The sequence below is a fragment of the Amycolatopsis sp. NBC_01488 genome (genome assembly GCF_036227105.1).
GTDB lineage: Bacteria > Actinomycetota > Actinomycetes > Mycobacteriales > Pseudonocardiaceae > Amycolatopsis.
The window spans coordinates 6,369,330-6,392,993 of sequence record NZ_CP109434.1 but is presented as its reverse complement, the minus strand read 5'-3'; the positions used below and the strand labels follow the sequence as shown (position 1 = coordinate 6,392,993).

Annotated in this window: 16 protein-coding genes; 4 read left to right on the top strand and 12 right to left on the bottom strand. The window is 70.7% G+C overall.

Annotated features, from left to right (window positions below; translation table 11 throughout):
- Nucleotides 1-2 precede the first annotated feature (2 nt).
- The 5 genes from OG738_RS30265 to OG738_RS30245 form a co-directional block, all read right to left on the bottom strand.
- The gene (locus OG738_RS30265) at nt 3-476 is read right to left on the bottom strand and encodes a hypothetical protein (RefSeq protein WP_329045922.1); all 474 of its coding nucleotides are present in this window, start codon (nt 474-476) and stop codon (nt 3-5) included.
- Between the two features lie 25 nt (nt 477-501).
- The gene (locus tag OG738_RS30260) at nt 502-3,489 is read right to left on the bottom strand and encodes a multicopper oxidase domain-containing protein (RefSeq protein ID WP_329045920.1); all 2,988 of its coding nucleotides are present in this window, start codon (nt 3,487-3,489) and stop codon (nt 502-504) included.
- Nucleotides 3,490-3,515: 26 nt separating this feature from the next.
- Nucleotides 3,516-4,814, bottom strand: coding sequence for a multicopper oxidase domain-containing protein (locus OG738_RS30255; RefSeq protein ID WP_329045918.1), 1,299 nt, complete (start codon nt 4,812-4,814; stop codon nt 3,516-3,518).
- 12 nt (nt 4,815-4,826) lie between these two features.
- Nucleotides 4,827-6,110 (bottom strand): multicopper oxidase domain-containing protein, encoded by a 1,284-nt coding sequence (locus OG738_RS30250; protein ID WP_329045917.1) that lies wholly within the window; start codon nt 6,108-6,110, stop codon nt 4,827-4,829.
- 101 nt (nt 6,111-6,211) lie between these two features.
- On the bottom strand, nt 6,212-11,311 hold the full coding sequence (locus OG738_RS30245) for a hypothetical protein (protein ID WP_329045916.1): 5,100 nt from the start codon (nt 11,309-11,311) through the stop codon (nt 6,212-6,214).
- Nucleotides 11,312-11,514: 203 nt separating this feature from the next.
- Between OG738_RS30245 and OG738_RS30240 the strand changes: the two genes are divergently transcribed.
- Nucleotides 11,515-12,207, top strand: coding sequence for a response regulator transcription factor (locus OG738_RS30240; RefSeq protein ID WP_329045914.1), 693 nt, complete (start codon nt 11,515-11,517; stop codon nt 12,205-12,207).
- 34 nt (nt 12,208-12,241) lie between these two features.
- A complete protein-coding gene (locus OG738_RS30235) occupies nt 12,242-13,288 on the top strand; it encodes a sensor histidine kinase (RefSeq protein WP_329045913.1) in 1,047 nt (348 codons plus the stop codon).
- 144 nt (nt 13,289-13,432) lie between these two features.
- Here OG738_RS30235 and OG738_RS30230 read toward each other — a convergent pair whose 3' ends face one another.
- The 3 genes from OG738_RS30230 to OG738_RS30220 all read right to left on the bottom strand — a co-directional run bounded on the left by OG738_RS30230 (nt 13,433) and on the right by OG738_RS30220 (nt 15,323).
- Nucleotides 13,433-13,993, bottom strand: a complete 561-nt coding sequence (locus tag OG738_RS30230; RefSeq protein WP_329045911.1) for an HdeD family acid-resistance protein — start codon at nt 13,991-13,993, stop codon at nt 13,433-13,435.
- An 86-nt stretch (nt 13,994-14,079) separates the two neighbouring features.
- The gene (locus tag OG738_RS30225; RefSeq protein ID WP_329045909.1) at nt 14,080-15,048 is read right to left on the bottom strand and encodes a PucR family transcriptional regulator; all 969 of its coding nucleotides are present in this window, start codon (nt 15,046-15,048) and stop codon (nt 14,080-14,082) included.
- Nucleotides 15,030-15,323: a hypothetical protein gene (locus tag OG738_RS30220; RefSeq protein WP_329045908.1), complete on the bottom strand. Its 294-nt coding sequence runs from the start codon at nt 15,321-15,323 to the stop codon at nt 15,030-15,032. The genes OG738_RS30225 and OG738_RS30220 overlap by 19 nt, the downstream gene beginning before the upstream one ends.
- 122 nt (nt 15,324-15,445) lie before the next feature.
- Here OG738_RS30220 and mdlC point away from each other — a divergent pair, with 122 nt between their 5' ends.
- Nucleotides 15,446-17,050 carry a benzoylformate decarboxylase gene (gene mdlC / locus OG738_RS30215; RefSeq protein ID WP_329045907.1) on the top strand — a complete coding sequence of 535 codons (1,605 nt, stop codon included), beginning with the start codon at nt 15,446-15,448 and terminating at the stop codon, nt 17,048-17,050.
- Nucleotides 17,051-17,088: 38 nt separating this feature from the next.
- Here mdlC and OG738_RS30210 read toward each other — a convergent pair whose 3' ends face one another.
- Genes OG738_RS30210 through OG738_RS30200 form a run of 3 tightly spaced genes read right to left on the bottom strand, consistent with a single transcriptional unit; the run spans nt 17,089 to nt 21,774 of the window.
- Nucleotides 17,089-18,504, bottom strand: coding sequence for a phytoene desaturase family protein (locus OG738_RS30210; RefSeq protein ID WP_329045905.1), 1,416 nt, complete (start codon nt 18,502-18,504; stop codon nt 17,089-17,091).
- Nucleotides 18,505-18,522: 18 nt separating this feature from the next.
- Entirely contained in the window at nt 18,523-20,301 is a 1,779-nt protein-coding gene (locus OG738_RS30205; protein WP_329045903.1) for a DUF3556 domain-containing protein, read from the bottom strand.
- A gap of 30 nt (nt 20,302-20,331) precedes the next feature.
- A complete protein-coding gene (locus tag OG738_RS30200) occupies nt 20,332-21,774 on the bottom strand; it encodes a class I adenylate-forming enzyme family protein (RefSeq protein ID WP_329045902.1) in 1,443 nt (480 codons plus the stop codon).
- Nucleotides 21,775-21,937: 163 nt separating this feature from the next.
- Here OG738_RS30200 and OG738_RS30195 point away from each other — a divergent pair, with 163 nt between their 5' ends.
- Nucleotides 21,938-23,143, top strand: coding sequence for a PucR family transcriptional regulator (locus tag OG738_RS30195; RefSeq protein ID WP_329045901.1), 1,206 nt, complete (start codon nt 21,938-21,940; stop codon nt 23,141-23,143).
- A gap of 1 nt (nt 23,144) precedes the next feature.
- Here the strand turns inward: OG738_RS30195 and OG738_RS30190 are convergent, their stop codons facing one another.
- Nucleotides 23,145-23,504 (bottom strand): DUF1003 domain-containing protein, encoded by a 360-nt coding sequence (locus OG738_RS30190; RefSeq protein WP_329045900.1) that lies wholly within the window; start codon nt 23,502-23,504, stop codon nt 23,145-23,147.
- Nucleotides 23,505-23,664: the final 160 nt, after the last annotated feature.

Sequence of the window (23,664 nt, the reverse complement as noted above, 5' to 3'; positions counted from 1 at the left end):
GGTCACCGCACCGGGACGTGCTGCAGCTTGGCGCCGCCGGCTTCGACCTCGAGGGTCTCGCCGCTGCGGATCGCGTTGCCGTTGTTGAGGTAGAGGATGTAGTAGGTCTGGCCGGGCCGCAGCTCGTGGCCCTGCTTCATCAGCGCGGCCCGGTAGACGTCGCCCTTGCGCCGCTCACTGTGCAGGACCGGCGGGTGGTGGACGTCGTTCTGGAACTTCGACGCCTTCTGGCCGTCGAGCACGGTGTAGCGCAGCTCGACGATGCCGCCGTCGGCGACCACCGCCGCCTGGGCGATCCGGATCCCGAGGCTGCTCTCCAGCTGCCGGTCCTGCGGCACCTGGTAGGGCTTCCCGGCGCCGGCGGTCGACTGGACCCGCCAGGTCAGCACCGCCGCGAAGGTCAGCACCAGCACCACGAGGACCGCGATCCGGACCGCGCCGCGCCGCCACCACTCGCCCAGTTTCCTCTGCAACATCGTCGTTCTCCTCGCGTCGGGCGGGTCAGGGCAGCGTGAACCGGGTGGAGAGGACCGCGTCGAACGACGCCGCCCCGGTGGTGGCGGTACCGCCGCCGGACAGGCCGAGCCAGAGCGCGTCCAGCCGGACGGTGCCGGTGTTGACGCCGGTGAGCTGCTGGCTCGCGGTGCCGACGGTCAGCTTGTGCGTCGTCGACGTCCCGGCCGCCCAGTCGACCCGGATGGTCTGGACCCCGGTGCCCAGCGTCAGGTAGGGCGTGTAGGCCACGACGCCGGTGCTGCGCCGCACGCCGAGCCGCACCTGGGCCGCGCCGGTGGACTTGCGGTACTGCACCACGAACAGCTGCTGGCCGGTCGCGGACAGCCCGGCCGCCAGGTTCACCGTGCCGGTCCCGGTGGCCAGGGTGTCGGGCCGGAACTGGAACTGGAGGTGGTAGGCGGACTCGTTCAGCGGGGTGGGGTCGGTGAGGTACGCCGGCGCCGCTCCCCCGGCCGTGACCTGCAGGCCCTGGGTGCCGCTGAGCGCGGACCCGGGGAGCACGGCGACCGGGCCGGTGGCCGCGGCCCAGGCGCCCGTGTTCCCGGACTCGAAGCCGTCGGAGAACACGAGGTTGCTCAGGGCCGTGACGGTGAGGGTCACGGTCACCGGAGCGCCCCAGTTGCCGGCAGCATCGCGGGCGCGGAGCGACAGGACGTGCGTACCGACGCCGAACCCGCCCGGTCCGGCGACCACCCCGACGTTCGCGGTCTTCGGGCCGGTGGCCGTGACCGTCATCGGGTGGCCGAGGCCCTTGCCCGGGTCGGCGCCGTCGAACCACTCGGCCCCGGCGACCGCGGTCAGGTTGTCGGTCGCGGTCGCGGCCAGGGTGACGCCCGTGGTGGTCCGGTTGACCGTGTTCGGGGTCGCGCTCGCGGCGCTGAGGAGCGGACCACTGCGGTCGACCACCAGAGTGAGCGGGGCGTACGGGCCCCAGTTCCCGGCCGCGTCCTTGGCATGGACGTAGACCTGGTGCGGGCCTTCGGTCATCCCGGTCAGCTGGCTGAGCGGAATGAGACCGTACGCGCTTTCCGCCGTGGCGTTGAAGGAGCCGTCCGACGCGACGAACGTGAGCCCGGTGCCCAGGACGCCGTTCGGGTTGTCGAGGAAGCCCTCGGCGGCGGTGATCGGCGTGGCGACGCCGTTGGTGACCGGGTCGGCGAACGCGGCGGTGACCTTGATCGACGTCGGGTCGACCGGCGACCCGGCGGTGCCGTTGTTCGGGCTCGGTTCGACGATGCCGCTGGTCATCGCGGGCGGGGTCCGGTCGAGGGTGAACTGCAGCGTCTGGGCGGGTCCCCACAGCCCGAAGGAGTCGTGGCTGTGCGCGTACACCGTGACCGGGCCTTCGGGTAGCGCCGAGAAGCTCAGCGCCGGGATGGTCGCCGACTCCGCGACGACTGTCCCGGGGGTCAGCGTCATCGGAGTGCCGGAGCCGTTGGCGCCCTGGGTGCCGACGAAGTATTCGGCCTGGTCGACGGTGCCGCCGAGCAGGGAGTCGTCGCCGGTGGCGGACAGGACGACCGCGGCCGAGCCGTTCCCGGTGGCCGGCGTCAGGGACCCGCCGGTGGTGACCGGGCCCGAACTGCTGACCGTCAGGACCACGGAGTTCACCACGCCCCAGTTGCCCTGCGAGTCGAGGGCGCGGACGTAGACAACGTGCTTGCCCGCCGCGAGCGCGGGCGCCAGGGTGGCCAGGTTCAGCGTCGCCTGCGCGCCGGTGACCGTGGGGCCGCCGAAGCTGCCGGTGAACGGCGTTCCGGTGCCGACCGCGATCGCCGGGTCGTCGACCACGTACTCGGCGCGGGTGACGTTCGAGCCGCCGTTGGGCACGTCGGTGAAGTCGGCGGTAAATGTCACGGTCTGGAGCGCGGTCGCCGTCGCGGGCGCGGCGGCGAGCTTCTGCGTCACCGGGCCGGCCGTGTCGGTGCCGGACGGCGCGGCGCCGGTGTCCAGGAAGGTCATCATGCCGCCGAAGGCCACGGTGTTGGTGGTGCCGACGCGGTGGCCGGCGGTGTCCAGCCGACCGGCCGTTTCGTACACCGCGAACTTCGGGCCATCCTCGGCCGGGGGCACGGTGACCAGGGTGTCCTCGGTGCTCCCGGCCGCGATGCTGTCGGAGACCTTGAGGTACGGCGCCTCGCTCGGCCGGGCGTCCTTGGCCAGCACCGACTGTTCGGTGCCCAGGGTGCCCATCGCGTGGGTGGACAGCCCGGCGTTGACGTAGCGGAGCAGGACGCGGCGCCCGGCGGCGGTCGCGATCGGGTCCGTCTCCGGGTAGGCCCGGCCGTTGATCAGCCGGTAGACCGGCTGGAACTTCCGCAGGTCGTAGCCCGCCGGGTCGGCGTTGAACGCGGGGTCCACTTCGGACAGCACGAGCGCGGTCTCGTCGTCGAACGCGGCTCCGTACGCGGTGCCCGGGCCGGCGGCGGGACGCACGATCATCGCGCCGACGGCGCCCATCGCGGCCTGCCGGGCGCCATCGGGCGCGTGCCCCGCCTCGTACAGATAGGTACCGGCACGGTTCGCCGTGAAGGTGTACGACTTGGTGGCGCCGGGCGCGGCACCGATCCGGTCGTCCGCGCCGCCCAGGAGGCCCGGTACGGCCAGGCTCAGCGCGCCCGGCAGTCCGTTGTGGACGTTGACCGTCACAGTACTGCCTTCGGTGACCACGAGCACCGGCCCCGGCGTGCCGGGTACGCCGGTGTCCGTCGAGGACAGTCCCCAGATGGGGATGGCGATGCTGGACACCGTGAGCGTGCCGGGCTTGGCGTACAGTTCGCACGTCGCCGCGACGCCGACGGTCGTGCAGCCGGTCGCGGGCAGCGTGCCCTGCGGAGTCGCCGCGTGGGCGAGGGGGATCGCCGCCGGAGCGGCGACCGCCGCCGCGGCGGGGTGCGGGACGACGACGGTGAGTCCGGCGACCGCGAAGGCGAGCGCCGTTCTCCCGGCCGTGCGGCGTGTGCTGCTGCGCATGGTCCTGTCCTCTCGGCCCGGGGTCGTCATGACGGGCACCCGGCGGCCGGGTCGATGCGGACGAGCGTCATCATCCCGCCGAAGCTCGCGCCGTAGTTGGTGGCCTGCTCGAGTGCGTGGCTGTGGGCGACCATGTAGTACTCGCCGCACTGGTTGTTGCGGACGACGCCCGCGGGCACCTCGCCGGGCTGGCCGCCCAGGTAGGGGTTCTCGCTGAACCAGGTCTCGGTGCCCGGCCCGACGATCTGGTCCTGCAGCTGCGGCAGCGGGACCGGGATCGGGTTGGTCTCGCCGTTCCAGTGCTCGGCGTCGACCCACTGGTCGAGGGTGTCGGCGCTCTGGCCGGGCCCGATGTCGATGAGGAACTTGTCGTAGGAGGCGTCACTGCCCCCGGCGCCCTGCACCGGCTGACCGTCCTCGGTGATCACGCGCTGGTCGTTGCCGTGCGGGTGGAACGGGTAGTTCACCGAGCCGGCGTTGAGGTAGCGCACGAGCGCCGGCCTGCTGTTCGGATCACCGGGCACGAACGGCTGGAGGTGCACCAGCGAGCCGTAGGGCTGGTTGGGCAGCCAGGCCGCGCCGGTGGGCGCGATCGTGTCGGGCATGCTGCGGCCGTTGATGAAGAAGTACCGCGCCTTGGTCTTCGTGACGTCGAAGGCCCGCTTGCGCTCCACCGCGAGGTGCAGGTCGGGGTCCACTTCGGACAGCAGGTAGACGTACTCCCGGTTGAGGTCGAACGCCGAGTCGGCGCGGCCGTTGGCGTGGTCCGGCCGGCCCGGCGGCCGGACGACGAGCGCGCCGGACAACCCCATCTCGCGCTGCTTGGCGACGTCGGTGCCGCTCTCGTAGAGGTAGGTGCCCGGCGAGCCCGCCGTGAAGGTGTAGGTCACCGAGCCCGTGAGCGGCGCGGCCGCATCGGTCAGCGAAGTCAGGCCGGTGGGGTCGGCCTGCGGCTGCGCGGGGTGGCCGTCGGCCCGTTGGTGATGCTGGCCGGGGAAGAGGATCGAGGTGGCCTCCGGCAGCGTGTTGTGCAGGACGACGGTGACGGTCACCCCGGAGTCCACGCAGAGCATCGGACCGGGCAGCTGGAACGCCTTGGTGCTCGACGAGTAGCTCCACATGTAGATCGAGTTGCCGTCCGGAGTGGAGACGTACCCCGCCTTGGCGTCGAGGGAGAACGTGTTGGCGGAGTTGGCTTCGCAGGGCAGTCCGTCGGTGGTCGCCGCGGCCGCCGAGGGCATCGGCATGGTGAGCGCGACGACGATGGCGACGGCCAGGACGACCGGGGCCGCGGTGGTGAAGCGGGGCGAGCGCGTCGGGTTCATGGCGTGTCCTGCTCAGGTGTTGGGGGTGGTCTGCGGGCCGAGCGTGCCGGCGGGGCTGACCCGGATCTCGGTCAGCTGGCCGCCGTACCCGCCGCCCCCGCCGTTGTTCAGGTAGCCGTAGTCGCGGTCGTAGAGCAGGTACGTGCCCGGCGCCGGTGCAGTGAACAGCACGTCCCGGCTCTCCCCCGGGCCGATCTCGACGCTGTTGCCGGTCAGGTAGTGCTGGGTGCCGTCGCGGCCGACGAGCGGGGCGGCGTCCTTGGCGACGGTGGTCAGCGTGATCCCGTCGGCGGTCAGCGAGTGGTTCTGGTAGCCCAAGTTGGCCAGCCGCAGCAGGACGCGGTCACCTTCGTTGGCGGTGATCAGCGAGCTGTTCGGCTGGTACTGCAACCGGCCCGCGGCGGCGCTCATCGGGTTGCCGTTCGGGACCAGGGTGTCCGGGTAGCAGCGGCCGTTCATCGTCCAGAAGCTGGGCGAGAAGTCGGTCCAGTCGGTGGTCTGGATGTGCGCGTCGCGGTAGTGCGCCTCGGCCCAGATCTCGGTCAGCATGAAGGCGAACTCGCGCTGGTAGCGGGTGGAGCCGTCGCCGTCGTTGTAGGCGTACTTGGTGCCGAGCGGGTCGCCGCCGACCGGGGCCCGGTTCTGCGCGGGGCGGACGAACACCACGCCGGTCATGCCCATCTGCACGTGTTCGACGTCTTCGAAGTGGCAGTGGTACATGTACGTCCCGGCCTCGCGCGGGCGGTAGAAGTAGGTGAAGTCCCGGCCGATCGGCACCGAGATCGACAGCTCCGGCACGCCGTCGAACAGCGGGATGGCGTTCTGGAACCCGTGCCAGTGCACGGTGTGGCCGTCGACGAGGTCGGGACGCTGGGACAGGCCGAGGTTGGTCAGCGTGAGCTTGATGTCGGTGCCCTGGTCGAACGCCAGCAGCGGCGCGGAGATCTGCGCCTTGCCGCGCTGGGCCTTCACCGTCGCGTCGTCCAGCCCGGTCACGTCGCGGAAGCCGAACACGTAGAGGTCGAACGGGCTCGGCGCCAGGGAGTCCGGCCAGAACGGCGGGTTCTGGCGAGCCCCGGCCGGCATCGAGACCCAGCCGTCGGTTGCCGCGAAGTGCACTTCGGTCACCGGCGGGACGACCGCGGCGGCCGGGCGCACGGTGGTCGGCGCCGGCGCGTCGAGGCGGGAGCCGAGCAGCCGCCCGCCCGCGACGGCCGCCACGGTCGCGGCGCCGCCGTAGAGCAGGGTCCGGCGGCTCATCGGCCTCGGCGGCCGCTGCTGGTTGTCGCTGGTCACGGTGTCCTCCCGGCGAGCCGGTTGCCGATGCTGGTGGGGGTGGAACCGATCCGGCCGCACCCCGGGGGGGTGAGTGCGGCCGGACCGGAATCCGAGGTGGGTCAGAACGCTTCGTCGGCGCCGATGTCCGGCGGGGTCGCCCGGCGCTGCCCGTCGTAGTCGATCGCGGGGGCCAGGACCGCGCCGCCCGGGTTGGGCTGCGAGCCCGTGCCGCCGCCGTTGGCCGGTGGCACCGGGCCGCTCAGGTGGTAGTCACCCTGCAGCTGCGGCGGCACGTCCTTGGCGACGATCACCGCTTCCCGGAAGGACGGGAAGGTCCGGGACGTGAGGATCGTGGCCGAGACGTCGAACGGGCTCCGCACCTGCGGGTCGGCGCCGATCTTGTTCGTCGCGCTCGGCGTCACGCCGGGGTCGTACTGCTGCAGCACCGAGTACGTCGGGGTCAGCGTGACGCCCGCGTCCACCGAACCCAGGTCCCAGTGCCGGACCGGGTCACCCGCCGGGGCCTGCGGCGAGGCGATGCCGGAGACGTAGAGCCCGTTCCAGTTGCCGGCCCGGTTGTCGTAGAAGATGTTGTTGAACAGCAGGGGCTTGCTGTACTTCGGCGCGGTCGCGGGCAGGGTCGCCTGCAGTTGCGCGCTGTTCAGCGCGGTGGACAGGCCGGCCGGGGCCGCTTCGCCGGTGCTGGTGATCGCGGTGGCGGTGGTGACGTTCTTCATCACCGTGTTGTTGACGATCCGGACGTTCGTCGCGTCGTCGAGCGCCAGGCCGCCGCCTTCGTGGGTGGAGATGTTGTCGGTGATCATGTTGTTGACGATCGAGATCGGGAAGGTCCCGGCCTGCAGCAGCCGGATGCCGCCGCCGTCGTCGTTGGCGAGGTTGTCCTGCACGAGGTTCTCGTGCACGGTCACCGGTCCCGAGCCCGCGGACGGCTGGTTCAGGTTGGCGTTCAGCTCGCCGGCGATCATGATGCCGCCCGCCTCGTCGTAGGACTGGTTGAACCACAGCCGGTTGCTGCCGATGTCGCCGCCCGTGCCGCGGCCGTAGTGGCTGATGCCGCCGCCGTACTCGGCGGAGAAGTTGCCGCACAGGTCGTTGTGGTGCACGGAGTAGTTGTCGGTGCCGTCGAACAGCCCGATCCCGCCGGCCAGGTTGGTGCCGCCGTTGTCGCGGATCTGGTTGTGGTCGATGGTCAGGTTCCGGTTGTGGATCGTCGGGTCGTACGGCGTCCCGACGCGCACGCCACCGCCGTACGAGCCGCCGTTGCCGACGATGACGTTGTCCGACAGCCCGAGGCCGGTGACTCCGGCGTGGACGTACACGCCACCGCCCTGGGTGATCGCCGCGCCCGGTGCCCCGGCGGGCGTCTTGGTGCCGCCGTAGACGTCGTTGAGGTTGGTGGCGAAGTCCGCCTGCGCGCCGCCGGTGATGGTGAACCCGTCGATGGCGGAGCCGGTGTTGCCGGCGGGCGGGGCGAGCACGGTGACGACCGCGGAGTCGGGGACGTTCGCGGGCCCCTGGTGGGCCAGGCCGCCGACGAGGGCGAACCACGCCGTGCCCGAAGGGTTGTCCGGGTTGAAGCCCAGTCCGTTGAGGACGGACCCGCGCACGTAGCTGCCGTCCGGCCGGAAGCCGCCCGGACCGACGCCCTGCAGGCGCACCTGCGAGTGGACCACGACGTTCTCGAAGTACGCGCCCTGCGGGTTGTCCTGGCCCTGCGGGCCCGGCCACACGACGACGACCTGCTGCCCGGTTCCCCGGGCCGCCGCCTCGAGCGCGGCCTGGACAGTCGTGAATCCCGTACCGGCCGGCGCCGGTGTCGGCGGGTCGACCTGCAGGATCCGCGGGTTGTAGGCGAGACCGAGGACCTGCAGCCCGACGCCGTTGACGGTCGTCTGCCCGTCGGACTTGCGGACGGAGATCTTCACCGGTCCCCCAGCCAGGGTGAGCGGGACGGTGAACTTGATCTGCGTGTCGCTCCAGGCCGTGGTCCCCAGGTTCACCGTCGAGCCGTCGGCGCGGGTGAGGACGACCTGCCCGGTGCCCTTCGTGGCTCCGAACCCGGCGCCGTCGAGGGTGACCGTGCGGTTCAGCACGTCGGTCAGCCGCAGGACCGGCCGGTCGAGCGCGAAGATCTGCGGCGCGGACGCCGGTGGGGTGCAGTCCACCGGGTTGACCTGGGTCGAGCCTGGGGCCACGGCCACGACGCCCACCTGGGTCGGTGCGGTGTCGGTCACCGTGTAAAGCCCGGGCCAGGCCTGGAAGTTCGTCGCGATGGTGCGGAACCGGGGGTTGTAGTCGCGGTTGACGTGACCGGGCTGGCCGGGGTCGTTGCCGACGAACCGGTACATCCCGGGACACGGCCCGGCCGGGAGCGGGCAGTTGTACGTCGACGTCGAGGGCTCCAGGGCTTCGTAGTAGCCGTTGAAGTCGGTGGTGACGGTGTCGACGAGCCGGCCGCTCCAGTCGTAGACGCCCATCGGGACGTTCGGCAGCGGCTGGGCCTCGCCGTACTGGATGGACCGCTGGTCGTTGGACAGGCCGAGGTCGTTGATGGTCAGGCCGTAGAAGTGGGTCGGCAGCGGCACGTCGGTGAAGAGGGTGAAGTTCGGTGCGGTCGACTGTCCACCTCGGACGGTCACGAGCTTCTGGTCGCACAGCGGCTTCGCCTGGCCCTCGAACGGGCTGCCGCCGCCGTCGACGAACGCCTGGTTCGCGACGTGCACGGTGTGGTTCGCGCCCGCGCAGGGCGCCACGATGCCCGCGCCGCCCGACGGCGGTGCCCCGGGATCCGGCTGCGGCTGCGCCGGGTTCGGCGGGTCGCTCGACAGCTCGGGCGCCGGCGGGAAGTTCTCCTGCGGCAGGTATCCGTCGCCGTTGAAGATGTTGACGTCTTCTTCCTTCGTCACCTGGTACATCGGCTTGCCGCCGACCGGGTTCTGCGGGACGTCGACCGACACGAGGTAGTCGTCGGGGACCAGGGGCTGGTCGTCGTAGTGGTTGTCGGCCAGGTTCGCGTAGAGCGGCAGATCCTTGCCCGGCGCCGGGTTGTTCTCGTCACCCGGCGGGTACAGGTTGAGCTTCGAGGTGCCGAAGCCGTAGTTGCCGTTCACGGTCTGGCCGAAGTTGCCCGGGGTGGGGTCGCTCGGCTGCACCTGGATCCCGCTCATCGGGGACTCCACACAGGACGGCGGATCCTGCCCCGGGATCCCGACCGCCTGCTGCCCGGTCAGGACGTTCCCGTCGTACAGCCGGGGCGTGCAGCCGGTCGGCTGCTGCCAGGTTTCCGACGTGTAGGTGTCCGCCAGCTCGGGCCCACGGGCGGTCGAGCCGTCCGGGTTGCGGACGGGATCGCCGTTCGCGTCGCGTTGCACGGCGTAGAGGTGCACCGGGACGTTCGGGATACCCGGCTGGTAGGACTCGGTCACCGCGTAGCGCGGGTCGAGTTCGTTGCGGGTGGTGTCGTAGGTGACGGTGCCGACGATCCCGCCGTTCTCCGCGCCGGTGTAGGGCTGCACGCCCCAGTCGACCCGGCCCTTGAGCCCGATGATCGGCAGGATGGACACGTCCACGGCGGCACCGAGCATCGTCGTCGGCGTCGGCTGGTTGTCGGCCTGGTAGGTGATCCCGGTGGTCTTGTACCGGGTGTTGAACGCCTCCAGCACCAGGAACTTGCTCAGCGGGTAGACCTCGGGGATGGAGTAGTGCCCGGTGGCGTCGGTCGTGACACCGGCGATGCCCTGGTCCATCGTGGAGTTGTCGCGTTCCTTCACCGACACCGGGAACTGCGGCACGCCCGCCTCCCCAGGGTCGCGCTTGCCGTTTCCGTTGGTGTCGACGAAGATCGTGCCTTCGATGGCCGCGTGCCAGCCGACGAGCCCTTTCTGCCCGACGTCGACCACGCCGCCGTTGTTGACCGTGACGTTGAAGCTGTCGAGGATCACTTCTTGCGGGTAGTCCCACAGCGTCAGCTGGTAATCGCCGTTGGGGACGTTCTTGATGTCGAACTTCCCGTCACTGCCCGCGCGAGCCATGTAGGCCACCTGGTCGTTGTTGCCCAGCGCGGACAGCGCGACGAACGGCCGGTCGACCGGACCGCGGACGCTGGCCCCGGCGATACCGGCGTTGGGCACGCCCACTCCCCCGGTGCCGCCGACGTAGGTGTCGATCTGCACCGCGACGCCCTTGATCTCCCCGGTCGGCCCGGCGGGCAGCGCCTTGGGCCGGACGAACCCGAAGTCGACCGCGGGCACCGGCTCGGCGCCGATGGTCTGTTCGGTGTCGAACCCGGTGTCGCCTTCCTGCGTCCAGATGTCCCAGTCGTGCGCGCCTTCCAGGGTCGTGGTCTGGGCCCAGTCGGTGCCGACCGGCGGGATGACGGTGGCGGCGTAGCGGTCCGGTCCCATGTTGGGGATGAGGATGTCGCCCTGCGCGTCGCTGACGCACTTGCCGGTCGAGGCCGGATCGATCTGCGGCTTGCCGCCGGTGAAGACGATCTGGCCGGCGCCGTCGTGGACGTACTTGGTGCACAACGGGTTTCCGTAGTAGTCGGTGGAAACCTCACCGAGCACATCGGACAGGTGCGCGGTGAACCCCGCGAGGCCGGACTCGGCACCGACCTCGTAGGTCGCGTCGACCGGCACGGAGTCGTTGAACACGCGGATCCGGACGTTGCCCAGAGGCAGCGGGTACGGCTGCATGGCGACGGTCACCCGCTGGGTGCCGCCGTCCACGGTGAAGTGCGCGCCGTCGATCTTGTAGCCGTCGGCGGTGAGGGAAATCAGGTACTTCCCGGGTGGCAGGGCGTCGAGCGCCTTGGTGTCGTTGAGGTCGTTCTGGTCGCCCTGCGCGACGATCGGCACGCTGCCCGGCGTGTAGCGGACGGACGGCCACTGGCACTTCGTGGCGAAGTCCGCGGAACCCCCGGCGCGGGTGGGGAGGCAGTTCTGCAGGCTGTCACGGGGATTCCCGACGTCTTCGGCGGCGATCAGCCACTTGTACCCGGTGATCGCGTCCCCTTTGCGGACCTGCCCCGGTGCGGTTCCCACGGTGCGCGCGCTTTCCGCGTGCAGGGTGATCGAACCCGGTTGCGCGGCACGGGCTTGCGGGGTGCCGTGCTGCAGCACCACCGGCAGCGCGAGCGCGATTCCGGTGAGCACGGCCACGACGATGGCCGCGGAGCGGAAGGTCGGACGAGCCATGGCCAGCCTCCAGTGGGGCGCTGCGGATGACCCGATCGTCGGACGCCCGGCGAGCCGCGCAGCCGAAGATGAAAGGTCCGTCATCTGGTTGTCACGGTGTTCCAATCGTTATGACCCGATGTAACGAACCGGGCGGGCCGGTCGACAACGTGCAGGGACGACAAGACATCCGGAAGCGGACGTCGGCCGCTCCCACTCCACCGGTGAGTGAGGTGAAGTCGTTGAGCCGCCTGCTCGTTGTCGATGACGAAGAACGGATCCGGCGTCTGCTGCAGCGCGTGCTGCAAGCCGAGGGCTACGCGGTGGACTTGGCCGCGACGGGCGCCGAAGGGCTCACCGCCGCTACCGAACGCAGCTACGACCTGATCGTGCTGGACCTCATGCTCCCCGACGTCTCGGGCGCCACCGTGCTCGCCGAACTCCTCGACCGGCTCCCGGGGTCGCGGGTGGTCGTGCTGTCGGCGGTGCCCGAGATCGGAACGCGCGTCCACGTGCTCGACGCCGGCGCGCTCGACTTCCTCCCGAAACCCTTCGTCACCGCGGAACTCCTGGCCCGCGTCCGGGTCCGGCTCCGCGAACAGCAACCGGGGAACACCGCGGGTTCGCGGTTCCTCCAGGTCGGCGATCTGCGGCTCGACACGCAGCGCCGGATCGTTTCCGTCGGCAACCAACAGACCGCGTTGTCGCAGCGTGAATTCGTCCTGCTGAGCCACCTCATGCACCGGGCCGACCAGGTGTGCAGCCGCGAGGAGCTGCTCGCCGACGTCTGGGGCTACCAGTTCGACCCCGGGAGCAACGTCGTCGACGTCTACGTCCGGCGGTTGCGTTCGAAGCTCGACGGGCTCCGCCGGATCGAAACGGTGCGCAATGTGGGTTACTGCCTCTCCGCGGGCTAAGCGGACAGTCCTTTTCTGCTGGATCGCCTTCGCCGTGGTGAACCTCGTCGCGATGTGGCGGTTCCCCGAGGCCGAGACGATCCCGTTCCACTTCGTGTGGATCAGCATCGCGCTGGTGTTCGGCGTCAACTCGTGGCCGCTGGCCGGGATGCTCACCGCGCTGGGTGCGGTCACGGCGACGACCGGTTTCCTGATGCTCGACCAGGCCACCCGCGGGGAGATCCGGTTCGAGGAGACGACCGAGGTACCGCTGATGGCCGCGGTGTTCCTCGTGATGGTGTGGCACGTGCGAGGACGCCAGCGCGCTCTGGACGAGCTGCGCCGGGTGGCCGCCCTCGAGCGGCAACGCGCCGAGACCCAGGACCTGTTCGTGCGCTTGGGCTCACACGAGCTGCGGACCTCGATCACCGTCGCCCGTGGTTACGTCGAGCTGATCCGCTCGGCACACGAGGACCAGCAGACCGACGAGGACGCCGGCATCGTGCTCGACGAGCTGGGCAAGCTCGACCGCCTCACCGGCGGCCTGACCACCCTGATGCGACTCGACTCCCCGGTCAGCACGGTCCCGCTCGACTTCGACGCCTTCCTCGAGCGGCTGGTCCGCCGCTGGATACCCGTGGCCGACCGGCAGTGGTCGTGCGAAAGCGGGGTGGGGACGGTGCTCGCCAACCCGGAACGGCTGCAGGCCGCGATGGACAGCCTGCTCGAAAACGCGATCGCCTTCACCCAGAACGGCGACCGGATCGCGGTGCGGGCGTGGACCGCACCACCCGGATTCCACATCGAGGTCGCCGACACCGGCCGGGGCATCGCCGAGGACGACCTGGCGCACATCTTCGAGCAATCCTGGTCGACCCGGCACGGAGACGCCCACGGCGGCACCGGACTCGGGCTGGCGATCGTCCGTGCCGCCGTCGAAGCCCGCGGCGGAAAGGTGTCCGTCGTCAGCTCCCCCGGTGCCGGAGCGACGTTCACGTTGAGCATCCCGGACGCGGTGCCCGATGCTCCTCGCCGCGCCGGGACGAGCCTGCTCACGACGCAGCCGAAGCCGAGCACCGACCGTGCGGCGACGACGACGTGAGGGTCGTCGCAGTCGCCTCGGGTGGTCAAGGCCGGGAGACCGGCGAAGGCGATCAGCGGGAACGCCCAGCGGAACCCGGCCTGAGCTCACCTCCGGAAGCGGCGCCTCGCATTGGCTCCCACCAGGGTCTGATACTCGACCTGCTCAGCCGCCGACTCCGGCACCGCTGGATGACGGGCTCGAGGTAGGTGTCGTGGCCTGGCGGAGCTGGACGTACAGGACCAGTGCCGAGATGCCGTAGAACAGGCTGAAGAGCCCGAAAACGGTGGCCAGCGAAAGTGCGCCGATGTCGGAGCGGACGAACAACGCCACGCCGAGGGCGAGCGACACCAGGCCGGTCAGGCCCCACATCGCGCGTTGGCCGGCGGTTTCGTGGTGCCGGAAAGCCATGGCGACCTCGGCGCCGCCGGTGATGAGCGCCCATGCGGCGATCCAGATCGTCAGGACCAGCGCCGTGATGCCGGGCCACGCGATGGCCATGACCCCGGCGACGACTGAGAGCACCGCCAGCAGCAGGGAGCCCACGACCGGGCCGGCGCGGTCGCTGCCGAACGCCCGCATCGTGTCCGCGGCCGCCGCGATGAAGGCGTAGACGGCGAACACCAGCGCCAGCGCGCCGACCGTGACGTCCGGCCAGGCCACCGAGACGATCCCGATCACGATCGCCGACAATCCGCGCCACAACAAAGCCGATGAGAATGACATAGCGCAATCGTCGTACCCCGTGTCGTGACGAAGCGACGGTCAGCGGACCAACTCCCGCGCCGGGCTTTGGTGCCGGAGCACGACGATCAGGGCTCGCGCAGCACCGTACGGCCGAGGTACCGGCAGGCACGCAGCGCCAGCTCGAGCTCCGCGCGCCGGTCCTGGATCGACGCCGGCAGCGCTTCCTCCGCCTTGCGGACGCGGTACTGCACGGAGTTCTTGTGCAGGATCATGCGTTCGGCGGTGGCCGTGTAGCTGGCGCCGGTGGACAGGAAGATCCACAGGGTTTCCCGCAGCCGGGCCTGCGGCTCGTCGTCGACGGCCAGGTCGCCCAGCGTGTCCCGCACCCACTCGCGGGTGGCCGTCAGGTCCGCGCACATCAGCGCGAGCGAGCCGACGTCGGCGAAGGTCGTCACCCGGGTCCCGGGATCGGCGGCCAAGGCGACGTCCCGGGTGCGCAGTGCCTGCCGGAGCGTGCCGCGGAATCCCGGCAGGCCGTGCGCCGGTTCGCCGACCGCGACGCGGGTGTCGCCGTCGTCGAATGCCTCGGCCGGCATTTCCGGGGAGACGCGGGCGCCGAGGGGCAGCCAGATCCAGGCCAGGGTCTCGTCCTGGGGCACGAACAGCGGACGGGCCGGGCAGCCGAGCAAGCCGGCGGCGGCCCCGGTCAGCCGGTCGAGGCGGGCCAGTCCCTCGCCGGGATCGCGCCGTCCGGCCACCCAGGCGACCACGCCGAGGTGGTGCTGGCGCAGGTGGTACCCGAGTGCCGCCTCCGTGGCTCCGACGTCGACCGGTTCGTCACGCAGCACGGCCCGCACCCGCGCCGAGCGGACGGTGGTCCAGCTGAGCAGCCAGCGGTCCCGCTCCTGCTGGTAGACGGCGATCACGTGCTCGGAGACGCGGTCGATGTACCGGAAGCTCACCTCGATCACCCGCGCCATGATCGCGTTGACCAGCTCCGTGTCCTGGTACCGGCCGGTGAGCTCCTGCACGCATTGCGCCAGGAACCGGCCGTGGCCCATGCGGTAGGACCGGATCAACGCGACGATCGGCACCCGCGCTGCGCAAGGCGGCGCGCGTACTCCACGGCGGCGGCCGGCGGGTCGACCCGGTCGGGCGCGATCCCGTGCTCGAACGCGTGCAGCAGAGTCATCACGTTCTCTTCGATGCTCGCGTCGAGGAGGTGCGCGAGCACGTCGTCGTCGCGCAATTCGGGGATGTCCTCGGTGAGCAACCGCCAGATCTCCTGCGTCAGCTCACGCAGGCGTTGACCGGCGGCCGCGCCCACGGACGACAGCGCGCGGTCCACCGCGTCGATGCTGGGCTGCATCCGCTCAGCCTACGACGGCTCAGGGCCCAGAGATCCCGGCGTTTTCGTCTCCGGAGCACGAGGGCGGTTCGTTTCGGCGTTCCTAGGGTCGAAATCACCGCATTTCCGTCGAAGGAGAGCAGATGAACGTGCACGATGCGACCTACGAACTGCTCCGCAAGCTCGGCATGACCACGGTATTCGGAAATCCGGGCTCGACGGAACAAACATTCCTGAGCGACTTCCCGGACGATTTCACCTACGTCCTGGCGCTCCAGGAAGCGTCCGTCATGGCGATGGCCGACGCGTACGCGCAGATCACCGGCAAGCCGGCCCTGGTGAACGTGCACACCGCCGCCGGCACGGGAAACGCCATGGGCAGCCTGATCGCGGCCTACGACGCCAAGACACCCCTGGTCGTCACCGCCGGGCAGCAGCACCGGGACATGGTGATCACCGAGCCGTACCTGACCAACCGGGACGCGACCACGCTGCCCAGGCCGTGGGTGAAGTGGGCCTACCAACCGGCGCGCGCGCAGGACGTGCCGGCCGCGTTCATGCGGGCCTACGCGATCGCGCTGCAACCCCCGGCCGGCCCGGTGTTCCTGTCCATTCCCCTCGACGACTGGGCGAAACCGGCACTCGGGCCGGCGAAGGTGCGTCAGTTCAGCCACCGGGTCGCGCCCGACGTGGGGGCTCTCGCGCGGTTCGCGGAGCGGATCAACGCCGGCACGCGCCCCGCGCTGGTGTTCGGACCGGAGGTCGATCGCAGCGGCGGCTGGGACTCCGCGGTCGCGCTGGCCGAGAAGCTGACCGCGACGGTGTACGGGTTCTCGCCGCTCACCGACCGCGTTTCCTTCCCCGAGGACCACCCGCTCTACCAGGGCACCCTGCCGATGACCATCGCCGGGGTCAGCGAACGGCTCGCCGGCCACGACCTGGTCGTGGTCGTCGGAGGGCCGGTGTTCCGCTACTACCCGTACGTGCCCGGCCCGTACCTCCCGGAGGGAACCGAACTCCTGCACGTGACCTGCGATCCCGACACGGCCGCCTACGCCGCGGCGGGAGACAGCCTGCTCGGCGACGCCCGGCTCACGATCGACCTGCTGATCGACGCGGTGGAACCGCGACCGGACCGGGCGGCGCCGAAGCCGCTGGTGTGGCCGCACCAGTCGCCGAGCACCCCGAGCAGTCCGCTGACCCCGGCCGAGGCCTACGCCGCCTTGCGCGACGTGCGGCCGGCGGACGCGGTCGTCGTCAACGAGTCCACGTCCACCCTGGTCGAACAGGCGGAATGGCTGCCGACCGTGCGCTCCGGGTCGTTCTTCGCGACCGGCAGCGGCGGGATCGGGTGGGGCGTGCCCGGCGCCGTCGGCGTCGCCCTCGGCGACCGTGCGAAGGGAACCCGGCGCACGGTCATCGCGGTCATCGGTGACGGCTCGTTCCAGTACTCCGTGCAGGCGATCTGGACGGCGGCACAGCACAAGCTGCCCATCGTCTTCGTCGTCCTGCGCAACGGCGAGTACTCCATCCTCAAGTCGTTCGCCGAACTCGAGGGCGCACCCGGCGTCCCGGGCATGGATCTCCCGGATCTCGACATCGCCTCACTCGCGACGGGGTTGGGCTGCCGGGCCGTGCACGCGGACACGCCGGACGACATCAGAACCCAGTTCAAGCTGGCGACCGAGGCGGACGGCCCGACGGTGATCGTGGTCCGCACCCAGCCGCAGCCCATCAAGCTGGGCTGAGGTCTGGTCCGGCCGACGGGTGCTCACGGCGTGGGCGGTCAGCGTTGCAGGTGCCGCAAGGCGCGAGCCGCCGAGTTGGCGCCGCACATGCCGTGGGCGCCCGGGCCCGGCGGAGTGGCCGCCGAGCAGATGAAGTGGCCGGGCAGGCCGGCGTCGTACGGGTGCAGCGTCGGGCGAGGGCCGAAGACGAGCTGGGGAACGGTCTTGGCGCCGGTCAGGATGTTGCCGCCGACGTAGTTCGGGTTGTACTGGGCGAATCCCGTCGTGGTGCGGGTGGCGGTGCCGACGACGCGGTCGCGGAAGCCGGGGGCGAACCGTTCCACCTGGGCGATGATCGCTTCGGTGGCGTCACCGGTGTAGCCGTTCGGGACGTGGGCGTAGGTCCACACGGGATGGACGTCGCCGGCCGAGCGGCCGGGGTCGGCGAGGTACTGCTGACCGACCAGCACGAACGGCCGCTCCGGCAGCCGGCCGCGCTGGATTTCCCGTTCGGTGGCGGCGATTTCCGCGAACGACCCACCCAAGTGGACGGTGCCGGCCCGGCGCGCGGCTTCGGCGGTCCAGGGGACGCCGCCCTCGACGGCGAAGTCCACCTTGAACGCCCCCGGCCCGTACTCGAACCGGCGGTACGCGCGCGCCACCCGGGGCGGGAGCCGGTCGCCGAGGATGTCGGCGACGGCGGTCGGGGTGAGGTCGTAGAGGGTGACGTCGGCGGGCGGGAGGTCACCGGCCGACCGGACGCACACCCCGGTCTCGATCTTGCCGCCGAGGTCGGACAGCAAAGCGGCGAGAGCGTCCGTGATGCGCTGCGAACCGCCTTCGGCGACGGCCCAGCCGTGCCGGTGCCCGGCGGTGATGATGCCGAGCCCGATGCTGGAGCCGAGCAGGTTTTCGAGGGGCTGGAAGGCGTGCGCGGCGACCCCGCCGAAGAGGGCCTTGGCCTGCTCGGTGGCGAACACGCGGGCCAGCAGCGACGCCGGAGCGAGGGCGGGCAGGCCGAAGCGGGCCAGGCGCAGCGGGTGGTGCGGGAAGCGCAGCAGCGGCCCCAGGATGTCGTCGGTGAGCCGGTCGTAGTCCTCGGTGGGCCGGCCGAACAGCCGGGCCCAGCGGCGGCCGTCGGCGCCGAGCCCGGCGGCGGTCTCGGCGACCGACCGGCGCAGGACACCGGCGCTGCCGTCGTCGAGCGGGTGGACGCAGTCGATCTCGGGCAGCCGCCAGCGCAGGCCGTACCGTTCGAGCCCGAGTTCGCCCAGGAACGGGGAGCCGACGGCCATCGGGTGCACCGCCGAGCAGTGGTCGTGCAGCAGGCCGGGGACGATCGCCTCCCCGGAGCGGGTGCCACCGCCGATCTGGTCGGCAGCTTCCAGCACGGTCACCTGCACGCCGGCCTTGGCCAGTTTCACCGCGGCGGCGAGCCCGTTGGGTCCGCTGCCGACCACGATCGCGGTGCTCATCTCGTACTCCTTCTCGGCTCAGACGGTTTCGGTGACCGAAGTGGAGCGCTGCCAGGTGACCCGCAGGGGGATCGGGCCGTTGGGCAGCCAGGGCTGCTCGCGGACGGCGTCGGCGACGTTCCAGGTGCCGCGTTCGACCACGCCGAGGGCGGCGTCGATGACCTTGTAGTGCTGCACCGGGGAATGGATGGCCTGGGACTCGACCCAGACGACGATCCATTCACCGGGGGCGAACCCGACCCGCTTCTGCACGGCGGCGATCAAGTCCTCGTCGTGCAGATGGCCGTCGCCGAAGTTGAAGCCGATCAGGGAGTTGCAGCCGAACTCGGCTTCGCGGATCGTGCGCTGTTCCAGGTCCGGCAGGTGGGTGGCCAGCACGGAGAACAAGCCGCGGCCCTGGCTGTGCATGGAACGCCAGGCGATGGTCTGCTGCATGGTGATCTCCGCGACCTGGGCGGGGTAGCCGACGGCCTGCAGCTGGTCGACCTGGTTCTGGGTCGGCCGGTGGGGAAGGTCGTTGAGCTTCTCCTCGGCGCCCGGTGCGAACGCCCAGAGCGCGGACGCCCAGTTGCCCGCGTACTGCCGCATCGAGGGCAGGAACGACACCAGGTCCGGGCGCAGGTTGCCCAGCACCGGGAAGAACAGCAGCGCCGCGGCGACGACGATCGCGAGCCAGGCCGGGCTCATGTCGGTCACGCCGTAGCCCGCCGAGGCCGGGAAGCCGAGGAACAGGAACACGGCCAGGTAGCCGAACAGGATGTTCCACTCCAGCGGCACGGCCAGCGGGAAGGTCGAGGTGATGAACAGGTGGAACACGACCATCACCGCCACCCCGGCCAGGGTCACCCAGTGGTTGGTGGAGAACAGCAGGACCAGCGGGGTGATGACCTCCACGGTGGTGCCGCCGACGTGGGCCATGAACCCCGCGACCCCGGACGGGCGGACGTCGCGCGGGAAGTCGCGGTAGTGCGCCCGCTTCAGCCACTTGAACGGCACGCACGGGCTGTTGGAGACCATCGGGGGCACCACGTTGGTGAAGTGCCGCCCGAACTTCGACACGCCCGCGCCGATCCACACGATGCAGATGAGCAGCTTCGCGGCGATGATCATGTTGACGAAGGGCAGGAACGCGAAGAACACCAGAGCCGGCAGGTACTGCTCACCGCGGGCGGCGAGGAAGATCGTCTTGTCCCGCAGCCCGTTGAGCACGTACAGCGCGATCGGGGCAAAGAACAGCGCCGGAGCGACCAGCCCGGTGGTGGTGCCGGGCAGCGCCGCGGTGAGCGACGCGCTGGGCACCCCCGGCAGGACGATCGCGACCAGCAGCGACGCGAGGAACGCCAGGTAGAGAGCGACATCGAGTCCGCTTCGGCGGTCACCGCCGGTGAACGGCACCCGCTTCCACGGCCGCAGCCGGATGGTGCCCGGCCGGGCCCAGAACAGGATCCCGCCGGTCATCGGCTTGAACTTGCCCGCGATCGGGCCCCACGACCCGGCGATCCCGATGGTTTCCAGCAGGATCGTCCACAGGACGAGCTTCTGGTAGACGACCGGCTGGTTCCACCAGTGCGTGACGTCCCAGAACGGCCCCGCGCCCGACGTCCACGTCACGAGGGCAACTCCGGCGAGCACGTACACGAACAGCAGCTTCACGACGTAGGTCGCCGGGATCAGCTTCGGTGATCCGAAGCCGTATTCGACCCAGTGCAGAGCGAGCGCCTTCATCCGGTCGAACAGCGGTTCGTCGAGGAACGTTTCCGGATCGACCGGCGGGAAATCCCCGGTTTTGAATCCCATTTCGGGCTCCTTCTCGGCGTACGACGTGGTTTACGAAGAAATCAGCTGGCGGCGCAGGAACGGTTTGTCGATCTTGCCGACCGCGTTCTTGGGCAGGACGGCGACGATGTCGATCCGGGTCGGGAGCTTGATCTTCGCCAGTCGTCCCCGGCAGTGGTCGAGGAGTTCCTCGGCGGTGACGCGGGTGCCGGGGTGCGCGGCGACGGTCGCCACCGGCACTTCGCCGAGCACCGGGTCGGGCATGCCGACCACCGCGGCCTCCAGGACGGCGGGGTGCGCGTACAGCGCGTTTTCGATTTCCTTCGGGTAGAGGTTCTCCCCACCCCGGATGATCATGTCCTTGATCCGGTCGACCAGGACGAGGTAGCCGTCGGCGTCGAACCGGCCGACGTCGCCGGTGCGCAGCCAGCCGTCGACGATCGTGGCGGCGGTGGCTTCGGGCTGGTTGAGGTAGCCACGCATCACGTTCGGGCCCTGGATCACCACTTCGCCGGGCCCGTCTCCGAGCAGCGCCCCGCCGGAAGTCATGAGCGCGACCCGCTGGCCCGGCAGCGGAAGCCCGACGGTGCCGGGCTTGCGGGGGCCGGCGGGCGGGTTGAGCGTGCTGGCGCAGGTGCCTTCGGACAGGCCGTAGCCTTCCACGAGCGGGACGCCGAAGCGCTGTTCGAACCGGCTGATCAGCTCCGCGGGCATGGGCGCGGCTCCGCAGATCACCAGGCGCAGCGAGCCGAGGTCGGCGGTCTGGTCCGCGGGCAGGGTGCAGAGCCGGGCGTAGATCGCGGGCACGGCGGAGAAGTACGTCGGCCGCACCCGTTCGACGGTGGTCAGGAACGTCTCGGCGCGGAACCGGCCGGCGATCGTGGCCCGGCCGCCGGCCAGCAGGGGCGACAGGACGCTGACGACGATGCCGTTGACGTGGAACAGCGGCAGGATCAGCAAGCTGTGGTCGTCGGGGCCCAGCCCGATCCCGGCGATGATCATGCCGGTCATGGCCGCGAGGTTGGCGTGGTCGAGCAGGACACCCTTGGGGCGGCCGGTCGTGCCGCTGGTGTAGATGAGCAACGCGAGCGCGTCCTCGGTCAACGTGCCCTCGAGGCCGGCGTCGGTCGCGTCCCCGTCCAGCTCGTCGACCGGCATCGTGACCAAGTCGGCCCCGGCGGGGCCGAGCACGACCCGGGCTCCCGAATCTTCGATCTGGAACCGGGCTTCCGGCTCGGTCAGCGCCGGATTCACCGGCGTGACGGCCGCGCCGAGCCGCCAGGCAGCGAACAACGCGACGACCAACTCGACCCGGTTGGGCAGCAACGTCGCCACGACGTCTCCCGCGCGGATTCCGCGGTCGCGCAAAGCCGCGGCGGCGGCGAGGGTTTTGCGGGCGAATTCGGAATTGGTGAGAGCTGCGGTGTCGTCGGCCAGGCACGCACCGGCAGGATCGCGTCGTGCGCGTTCATCCGGGAGCACGGCAATGTGCATGGAATTGCCTTTCGGATTCGGTCTCGCGTCAATGCGTCCCACTACGGTAGGAAAATGGCGAGGCACCCACCATGGGCGCGTGTCCCGAAGCTGTCCCGCCCGGTTGTGTCCAAGTCACAAGAGGGGACGCGCGGCGCCCGGCCCGCCGGATTACAGTCGGCTCATGTCCGCCACCAGCGACGACGTCGTCGCCGAGGTCGCTCGGGCCGTCGACGCGGCGCTGCCGGCCCTCACCACGGAGATGACCGACTGGTTCGTCGAGGTCATCCCGGAGTTCCGGCACGACGAGACGGTCCGCAGGCTGATGGTGGCCAGCACGTCGGCGAACCTGGCCGCGGTCGTCGACATGCTCGTGCACGCCATCCCGATCGACCGCATCACCGTGCCCCCGGCGGCGGCCGAGTACGCCCGGCGGTTCGCGCAGCACGACCTGTCGCTGGAAGGCCTGCTGCGGGCCTACCGCCTCGGCGAGCACCGGTTCCTGCAGTGGGCCATCGCCGCCGTCGGCGACCTGAAGGTGCCGGACACCGCGGTCGCGCTGGCCGCGATCACCGAGGTGTCCGAGCGGGTCAGCAACTACATCGACCTGGTCATCGAAGGCCTGATCGACATCTACGAGACCGAGCGCCGCCGCTGGAACAGCCGCACCGGCGCCGCACGCGCCGCCCAGATCCGGCTCGTGCTCGAGTCGGACGGACTCGGCGAGGACGCCGCCGAGTCGTTGCTCGGCTGGTCCCTGGGCGGCTGGCACCAGGCCGCCGTGGTCTGGCTGCCCTCGGACGATCCGGCCGCGCTGCAGGCGGGTGCTCGCCTGCTGGCCGAGGTGTCCGGCCGCGGAACTCCGCTGACCATGCTCGACGACGACCGGACGCTCTGGGCGTGGCTCACCCACCACAGCCGCTTCGAGGTCGACCGAGACCGGCTCCGGGCACAGGTCGACGGCGCTCTGCGGATCGCCCTGGGTGCCCCCGCTCCCGGCCTGGCCGGCTTCCGCGGCACGCTGCGGGAAGCCCGGCGAGCCCGCGCGATCGCCGAAACGGGCGGCGACCACGTCGGAACCGTCGTGTCGTTCGACACCGTCGCGGTCGCCGCCCTGCTCACCCGGGACAAGGAGGACCTCCGGCGCTGGGTGGAGCGCGTCCTACCCGGCCTCATCGGCGAGGAGATCGCGACCAGGCAACTGCGTGACACCCTGCGCGTGTTCCTGGAACTCGGGGGCAGCTACACGCAGGCCGCGGCGCGGCTGCACCTGCACAAGAACACCGTGCACTACCGGGTCCGCAAAGCCGAGGACCTGCTCGGCGGCTCGATCACCCGGAACCGGTTGACGGTCGAGGTCGCGCTCCTCGCCGCCGAGCTGCTGCTGTAGGTCACCGAGCGGCGTCCTCGACCAGGCGCCGGCGCAACTCGGTGGTGAGGACGTGGATCTCGCGGGTCAGTGTCGTGTTGGTCTTGAGCTCCAGCTCCTGTTCGGTGAAATCGTGGTCGGCCTTGGCCTGCTGGAACGCGGCCTGACGGTTCTGCCCGACCATGACGAACGTCGAGAGGAAGATCGCTTCGAGGGACACGATCAGGGTGAGCTTGGGCCACGGATCCGCCTCGATGAAGATCATCCAGACGGTGAACAGCACGGCGTGGATGTAGACGAACCGCATGGAGCCGGCGAACGCGGTGATCGCGTCGGCGATCCGGAGTTGAAGATCGGCACGCCGCTGCGCTCGGTGTGCCACGACAACGGGGTGGTGGGGCGGGCTGTTGGTGAATTCGGACTGCACATCGTCTCCCGGAGCCGGAGGTCGGAGCCGGAACGGCTGATCCGGGCTCGAAGATCCGTTACTACTCCTGTGCCGCCGCCGATAACAGGCCGGACCGTCGTCGGTGTGGGGCGCC